Source organism: Pandoraea sp. B-6, from assembly GCF_000282835.1.
Classification (GTDB): domain Bacteria; phylum Pseudomonadota; class Gammaproteobacteria; order Burkholderiales; family Burkholderiaceae; genus Pandoraea; species Pandoraea cepalis.
The window spans coordinates 1-6,553 of the sequence record NZ_KB290545.1 but is presented as its reverse complement, the minus strand read 5'-3'; the positions used below and the strand labels follow the sequence as shown (position 1 = coordinate 6,553).

8 protein-coding genes and 1 tRNA gene are annotated in these 6,553 nt (G+C 58.9%); 6 read left to right on the top strand and 3 right to left on the bottom strand.

Translation table 11 applies throughout. From position 1 onward, the window contains the following. Both A985_RS26120 and A985_RS0118240 read right to left on the bottom strand, forming a co-directional pair. Nucleotides 1-750: type II toxin-antitoxin system HigA family antitoxin (locus tag A985_RS26120; RefSeq protein WP_369751598.1), on the bottom strand; the 750-nt coding region annotated here is incomplete at its 3' end. Between the two features lie 25 nt (nt 751-775). Beyond that, a complete protein-coding gene (locus A985_RS0118240) occupies nt 776-1,090 on the bottom strand; it encodes a type II toxin-antitoxin system HigB family toxin (protein WP_026132123.1) in 315 nt (104 codons plus the stop codon). A gap of 401 nt (nt 1,091-1,491) precedes the next feature. Here A985_RS0118240 and A985_RS0118235 point away from each other — a divergent pair, with 401 nt between their 5' ends. Next, nucleotides 1,492-1,974: a toll/interleukin-1 receptor domain-containing protein gene (locus A985_RS0118235; RefSeq protein ID WP_017234810.1), complete on the top strand. Its 483-nt coding sequence runs from the start codon at nt 1,492-1,494 to the stop codon at nt 1,972-1,974. 146 nt (nt 1,975-2,120) lie between these two features. Here the strand turns inward: A985_RS0118235 and A985_RS0118230 are convergent, their stop codons facing one another. Further along, on the bottom strand, nt 2,121-2,468 hold the full coding sequence (locus A985_RS0118230; RefSeq protein ID WP_017234809.1) for a hypothetical protein: 348 nt from the start codon (nt 2,466-2,468) through the stop codon (nt 2,121-2,123). 191 nt (nt 2,469-2,659) lie between these two features. On the opposite strand from A985_RS0118230, the gene A985_RS0118220 reads away from it, so the two are divergent. From A985_RS0118220 to A985_RS0118200, 5 genes are all read left to right on the top strand, one after another. Then, a protein-coding gene (locus A985_RS0118220; protein ID WP_085982703.1) for an IS3 family transposase occupies nt 2,660-3,747 on the top strand; the annotation gives its coding sequence in 2 pieces (ribosomal slippage) (nt 2,660-2,924 and nt 2,924-3,747; 1,089 coding nt in all). A gap of 175 nt (nt 3,748-3,922) precedes the next feature. Beyond that, nucleotides 3,923-4,864, top strand: a complete 942-nt coding sequence (locus tag A985_RS28285; RefSeq protein ID WP_157211509.1) for a hypothetical protein — start codon at nt 3,923-3,925, stop codon at nt 4,862-4,864. 201 nt (nt 4,865-5,065) lie between these two features. Continuing rightward, nucleotides 5,066-5,139, top strand: a tRNA-Gly gene (locus tag A985_RS0118210). Between the two features lie 135 nt (nt 5,140-5,274). Further along, nucleotides 5,275-6,231: an endo alpha-1,4 polygalactosaminidase gene (locus A985_RS0118205; RefSeq protein ID WP_017234805.1), complete on the top strand. Its 957-nt coding sequence runs from the start codon at nt 5,275-5,277 to the stop codon at nt 6,229-6,231. A 73-nt stretch (nt 6,232-6,304) separates the two neighbouring features. Further along, the coding region (locus A985_RS0118200; RefSeq protein ID WP_017234804.1) for a DUF3348 family protein at nt 6,305-6,553 on the top strand (249 nt) is incomplete at its 3' end.

Sequence of the window (6,553 nt, the reverse complement as noted above, 5' to 3'; positions counted from 1 at the left end):
CAAGTGCTCTTCCACCACTACGGCAATACCTGCATCACGTAGATAATCAACCGCTCGCAAAGGTCCGTCTTCTAGAGGGCTGAATGACACTAGCTCCTTAAAAAAAGACTCGCTGAGCTTGTCGATATGGAATGGCCCACGCGGGCAATAGGAAGGTTCCGCAGCCTTTTGCAACACTCGGGCCTGCCATGCCGTCAAGGCGCAAATTGCCTCCGGTGCGAACGCATCGCCTTTGACCGTACGTCGTGCTAAGACGCCCATACGCGCGCTGCCCATTGCCTTCTCGACAAACGCCCGAGCAAGTTCCGCAGCTTTAGCGGAATCGATACGGCGCTGGTCGAATTGAATCCAGCCCCGCTTGATCATTTCCTTGACCGGGAACAGCGACCAATCCACCTCTTCACTGCTCCCTTCTTCACTCTGAGCAACAAGAGGCGTCTCCTGGACCAGCACCTCTGCAGAAATACCCAACCCCGCGGAAAGCTGTCGAATCATGCCTACCGTCAGTGGGCGCTGCCTTGACAGAAACTCAGAGACACGGCTTCGCGAGCCGAAATATGGCACCAAATCAGCCTGTCGAAGTCCCTGCTCCATCATTCGGAATTTCACCGCCTCCACAGGATCTGGCTTCTCAAAGTGGTAGGTTCTGCGTTCGTAGTCTTCGACCAGCAAAGACAGCAACTCCAACTCGCCCCCCTCCGGCGAGTCCGGAGTTGGGTCAAGCACAACGAGGTCCTCAATACGAGTCATGTACTCCCGGTATTGGGCCTCAGACTTAACGACTGCTAGCTTCATTTTGTCTGACTTCCCAATTGATCTTGCTGTATTCCGCGTGCGTTCCAATCCACGTTACAACCACGATTCCCATTCGGTACGCGACATTGCTCACCATCCGATAGTCGTTAACTTTCACGTTAAAAATAACTCGATTCGCTGCCAAGAAGCTGGCTGTCGGATACCTGAACTTGATATCGTGCGAGTTCGACCACTTCGCATCGCAAGCATCCGCCAACCACGCGTTAATCCACGCCCGAGCCGGGGGGTGCTTGGAAACGAAGCCATCCAGCTTGTCAAGTCCATGTACCTTCATCGTCAACCGAGACCTTATGCACTGCATGCACTGTATCACACCCTGTTCCCAATTTGGGAACAATGTGTGATACGCTTGCTCCATCGAGCCTTGGCGAAGTCCCTCATAAAAGGGATGCATCGCCGACCCGAAGCTACCGCTGCGCATTCGGCAGCCGATACGACCGAGATTGAAAATCAAAGGATTACGACATGGCTAGATGCACAGCACCAGTACGCGGCCATCGCACTGCGAGCGCGGCAGCGGAATGTCCGGCATGTGGTAGCCGCTATAGCGGCTACCGGTCATACTCATATTCGCCCCCGTCCTACTCCTCGCCGGGGAACAGCGGGGGCGGTCGGAGTTCCGCCGGCGGGTCCAGCAGCAGCGTGAGGCCGCGCTGGTCGCGCGCAGGCTCGTCCGTGGTGTACACGCCTGCAGAAGTGCGGACGCTCACCCCGGTCCGCGAAAACGTCGAGAAGCGAGCGTCCGTGCCCGATCTTCGAGACGTCTTTCTTTGCCACGCGTGGGACGACCGTAAAGGGGCCGCTAAGGATCTGCACGATCTGCTTGAGTCGCGCGGCGTTTCGGTTTGGTTCAGCGAGAAGGACGTCGCTCTCGGCACTTCGCTACTCCGCGAAATCGACAAGGGACTGGCAAAATCGCGAGTCGGGATCGTGCTCGTAACTCCGGCGCTGCTCAGCCGCGTCCGGGGAGAAGGCATCGCCGACAAAGAGCTTTCGGCACTCCTAGCGCGGGATCTGCTCGTTCCTATCGTGCATAACACGACTTACGAAGCTCTCCGCGAAGTTAGCCCGCTGCTCGGCTCGCGAAGCGGCCTGAGCACTGTAGAATCTCCGATGGCAGAAGTCGCGGCCAAGCTCGCCGAGCTGGTCACCCTCTAGGTCTTTTTGTCGAGGTGGCCAGTCGGACGTTGCTCGACTGGTCCAATCGCTGACGCGGCGAGCATTGAGGGGCACATCAGAGCGCGAATGCCCAAACAAAAAGCTCCCGAAGGAGCCTTTTGCACTAAGCACGATCACCACCTCATTCACTTCTTGCTCATGGGTTCGTGTTTGCCCTTAATCATTTGATAGTAAGTGCTCGCACCGGCCCTCGTCAACTTCACCTCGGCGACGAATTTCTCGATGATGTCCTTCCGCGTGACGTTCTTCACCGTACGCATGCGTTTGTACATCTCCGTAGCGATTTGCATCTTGGTCGTTGGAACGTCGACATGCACCGAAGGCGCCGCCGTTGATTCTTCTGCCGCAGGATTCCTGGCAGGCGCGACCACCGCTGTACTGTTCGCCAGCGCATTCGGTTTCTGATCGCTGGCCGTCGGCTTGTTGGTCTTCTCGTCCCCGCTCCCTGACACTGGTTGCTTTTGCTCACCCATGATCGCACCTCAGATGTTTGTAAGTGCGGACACGGTCCCCTGAACACGGCTTCAGGGCAACAGCAATTCATGGCTCCTGACGACCTCCCACGGGGCCATCACCGCAAATCGGGTGATCTGCTCGGCTAAATCCGGACCAGCCGCGATGCGAGTTTTTTGGCAAACTGACCTTTTGCAGCAAGGGGTTTGTCATGAAGACGAAACGGTACGCGGTGGAGCAGATCGTGGCGATTTTGAAGCAAGCCGAGCTCGGGATGCCTGTTGCGGAGTTGATCCGCCAGGCGGGCATCTCCGAGCAGACGTTTTACCGATGGAAGAAGCTTTCTTCGGGCCTGCAGACCGATCAGGTGCGCGAGCTCAAGCAACTGCAGGACGAGAATGCAAAACTGAAGAAGCTGGTGGCTGAGCTTAGCTTGGATAAAGCCGTATTGCAGGACGTTCTAGCAAAAAAAATCCCCGGCCCGCGCTGAAGCGAGACGTGGTGCAGTACGTGATGGACTACCACGGCTACAGTGAGCGGCGGGCCTGCCGCTTGGCACGACAGCATCGCTCGGTTCAGAAATATTGCAGTGTGCTCGATCCGCGCCATGCCTTGCGTCAACGCATGCGAGACATCGCGCAAACCCGTGTGCGCTACGGTTACCGACGTATCCGCATCTTGCTCAATCGTGAGGGCTGGTGTGCGGGCAAGGACCTGGTCTATCGGCTGTATCGAGAGGATGGTTTGGCACTGCGCAAGAAGACACCCCGTCGACGCAAGATGGCGGTGCAGCGACAAGCCCGCTATCGACCGATCAGGGTCAGCCAGGCCTGGGCGCTCGATTTCGTATCAGATCAGTTGAGTAATCAAAAACGGATTCGGGCTTTAACGGTGGTCGACGTTTTCACCCGGGAAGCGCTGGCCATACGGGTTGATTATCGACTGCGTGCCGAGCATGTCGTCGACACCCTCAATCGGTTGGTACTGCTGCGCGGCAAGCCTGCATGCGTATTCACCGACAATGGGGCTGAATTCACTGGACGATTGATGGATCTGTGGGCCTACCACCATGGCGGGCGGCTTGACTTCAGTCGACCGGGCAAGCCGACGGACAACGCCTATGTGGAGTCATTTAACGGCTCGTTGCGCGACGAATGTCTGAATACGCATTGGTTCGACTCGATTGAGCATGCCCAGACGGCCATCGAGGCGTGGCGGATTGACTACAATGAGAATCGGCCTCACATGGCTCTGGGCAATATCCCGCCTGCGGAATTTGCTTTACAGGCGGGCATCTGAAGGAGCCGTTCAGGCTCACGGCGCCGGAAAACTAACATTCAAACTGGCCCGAAATAGCCGAGCAGATCAGAGGAGCCATTATCTCCAGATTCCTTTGGTACGAAATTCCCCGGGCAGGTCATAAGCTCTGTGTGAAAATCGGGAGCTTGGCATACCAACAGCATAAGGGGCGCAGATGGTCCTCGGGATAGATCCAACAACAAATCTGTTTTACGAGGGTTCCGCTATCCTGTATGGGCACGCTATTTCACCGTCGCCGTTCGTGTCAATTGCTGCGTATGTCGGACAGCAGTCAGGTTGGAGTGCGACGAGCAAGGTCGAAACGCTTCAGAACGCTACGATGGTTTTCCGGGAGGACTCGTTTGATCCGGTTGCACGCATCCGTCGAGGTCGTATGTATGAGCGCACGCGCACCCCACAACCCTCCCTGTGGCGCGTCCAGCAGCATCCCGCATATGCCGGGCAACGCCAGCTTGGTTCTCTTCCCCATAGCATGGTCTCGGCAGACCCTGAGGGCTATTTCATCCGGGAGATGTATGCATTCGATCCATGGCAAGCGCCTGAAGCACTTCTCAGGAACCGGCAAGACGCGTTGATAGTTCTCGGATCAGGAGATCGTTCCACGCCTTACACGATCCTCGATATAGAACGTCTCACGACCGGCGAGGATCTCATCACCCTGCGGACGCGCGCTAGCCTGGGCGTTCTCCCCGACATCAATCTCGCATCGGTCCCCGAAACGCTCAAGAGCCTCGTGAGTGATCTGCATGAAAAAGCTGCCAGTTCAGCGTTTCGAGATGACGCCGAGAGTGTGGTGGACCGGTGCAGAGAAGCTGCGACCGCCGCGATAACATCGTACTTGGTATCTGAAGATCCTGATGGCAGGCACCTTGGCAAGGAACTAGGGCAACTCGCGAACATAGTGAACCCACCCAAAGATGGCTCCGGAAAACTCGTCATGGGATGCGCGGCTCGAATTCTCGCTAGGTTGCACTCGCGAGGCAAAGGCGCTGAACGTGCCGGCAAAGGAAACAAGCCACCGAGTGAAGCTGACGCCGAGTGCGCGCTGGCCCTTTTGGGCGCGATCTATCGGGAAGCGGGATTAGCCCCAAGTTAGCCAACAAACCGTCTCACTAGACCCCGGCCCAATGGGCGCATGCACGGAAGCCCGTGTTGGGAATCGATTCCACGACACCAACGCACCACCTATACGCAGCGAAGCCAGCAATCCTATCCCGAGTGGATACACTTTTCACCCCCACTCACCAGATTCCGCCGTTACACAAATCGTCAAAACCCGCATATAATGCGGGTCTTCGCGGGCGTCGTATAATGGTAATACCCTAGCTTCCCAAGCTAGAGCCGTGGGTTCGATTCCCATCGCCCGCTCCACGAATTCTTCAGCAGCATTCGTAGCACTCATCGATCAGCCGTCTTGCAGACGGCTTTTTTGCGTCCATCGCATCCATGACGACTCACGCCCGGCAGGTCAATCTACATGGATTCCCACAGCGCGCGCGAGCCCCGATGTCATGGCTGCGCTGCGTTCTGTGCTTTCTCCTCGCTCTCACGGCCCTGGGGTCGTCCGCGCAAACGCCCACACAACCCCGAGCAGCCGTCGCCGCACCGACCGGTCGCGATATCGGCATCGGTGCCCCATGGGTCAGCTACTACGGCAACGTCGCCCACCTCGACCTCGCCCGCGTGGCGAAAACCTTCCGGCTCATCGATATCGACGCCGACCCTGATCAAGGCAACGTCACGCCAGCACAAATCGCCACACTCAAGGCCGACGGCACGAACCGCGTCATCAGTTATCTCAATCTCGGCGCCTGCGAGCGCTTTCGTTCGTACTGGCAGCACGCCCCCGCCGGCTTCCTCCCCTGCGGCCGCAACCGCCGCGCGCATCTGGGCCGCTATGACGGCTACCGTGATGAGACCTGGATGAACCCGTCCGACCCGGCGTACCGCAAGCTCATCGTGTCGTACGTCGCGCCACGGTTGATTGCGCAGGGCGTCGACGGTTTCTATCTCGACAATCTCGAACTGATCGAGCATGGCGTGCGAACCCGCAACGGCCCCTGCGACGCCACTTGCCAGCAAGGCGCGCTCGATCTGGTGCGCGAACTTCGCAACGCCTTCCCCGACAAGATCCTCGTCATGCAGAACGCCACCGGCCCCGCAACGCGTCAGGGCATCACCGGCGGCGTCGCCTTCACGTCGCTGCTCGACGGCATTGCGCACGAGGAGGTCTACGCGCCAACGTACGACGCCGCCGTCGAGCGCGAATTGCTGACGTGGTCACGGGAGCACCCCGGCGCGCGAGGTCGCAAGCTCTGGATCGGCACGCTCGACTACGTCGGTGGATGCGGCAACGCGCGCCAGGCGAAAATCGTCTTCGCCCGCAGCCGGACGCATGGCTTCAGCCCGTCCGTGAGCGACGCCAGCGCAGGCCAGAACGTCGTGTGCTACTGGGGCTTCTGAGGCAACGGACGGGCAAAGGGCAAGCGAAGGGCGCGCGCAGTGTAAACTGCTGGGTTTTCGACCCCCCAGTGAAATGGTGCAAGTGCCCCGGCGTCCCGTTATCAGCGCCCCGACACTCATACGCTCGCTGGCCCGTCTGAGCACGTTCGCGCCACCTGAGGCCGCGCCGTCGCTCTCGGACCGCATGAGCCAGTGGCTGGGCTGGACCGACGCCATCGCCCTGTCGTCGGCCCTCAAATCCGCCCCGCCGGCCGCAACGCCCGGCGCGCACGCGGCTGCGCACGATCCGGCCAGCGAACTGGCACGCGTGCGTGCAGACCTC

Excerpts from the sequence above, each read along its gene's own strand:
- A985_RS0118240 (WP_026132123.1), bottom strand. The coding sequence starts at position 1,090 with ATGAAGGTACATGGACTTGACAAGCTGGATGGCTTCGTTTCCAAGCAC.
- A985_RS0118230 (WP_017234809.1), bottom strand. The coding sequence starts at position 2,468 with ATGGGTGAGCAAAAGCAACCAGTGTCAGGGAGCGGGGACGAGAAGACC.
- A985_RS28285 (WP_157211509.1), top strand. The coding sequence starts at position 3,923 with ATGGTCCTCGGGATAGATCCAACAACAAATCTGTTTTACGAGGGTTCC.
- A985_RS0118205 (WP_017234805.1), top strand. The coding sequence starts at position 5,275 with ATGTCATGGCTGCGCTGCGTTCTGTGCTTTCTCCTCGCTCTCACGGCC.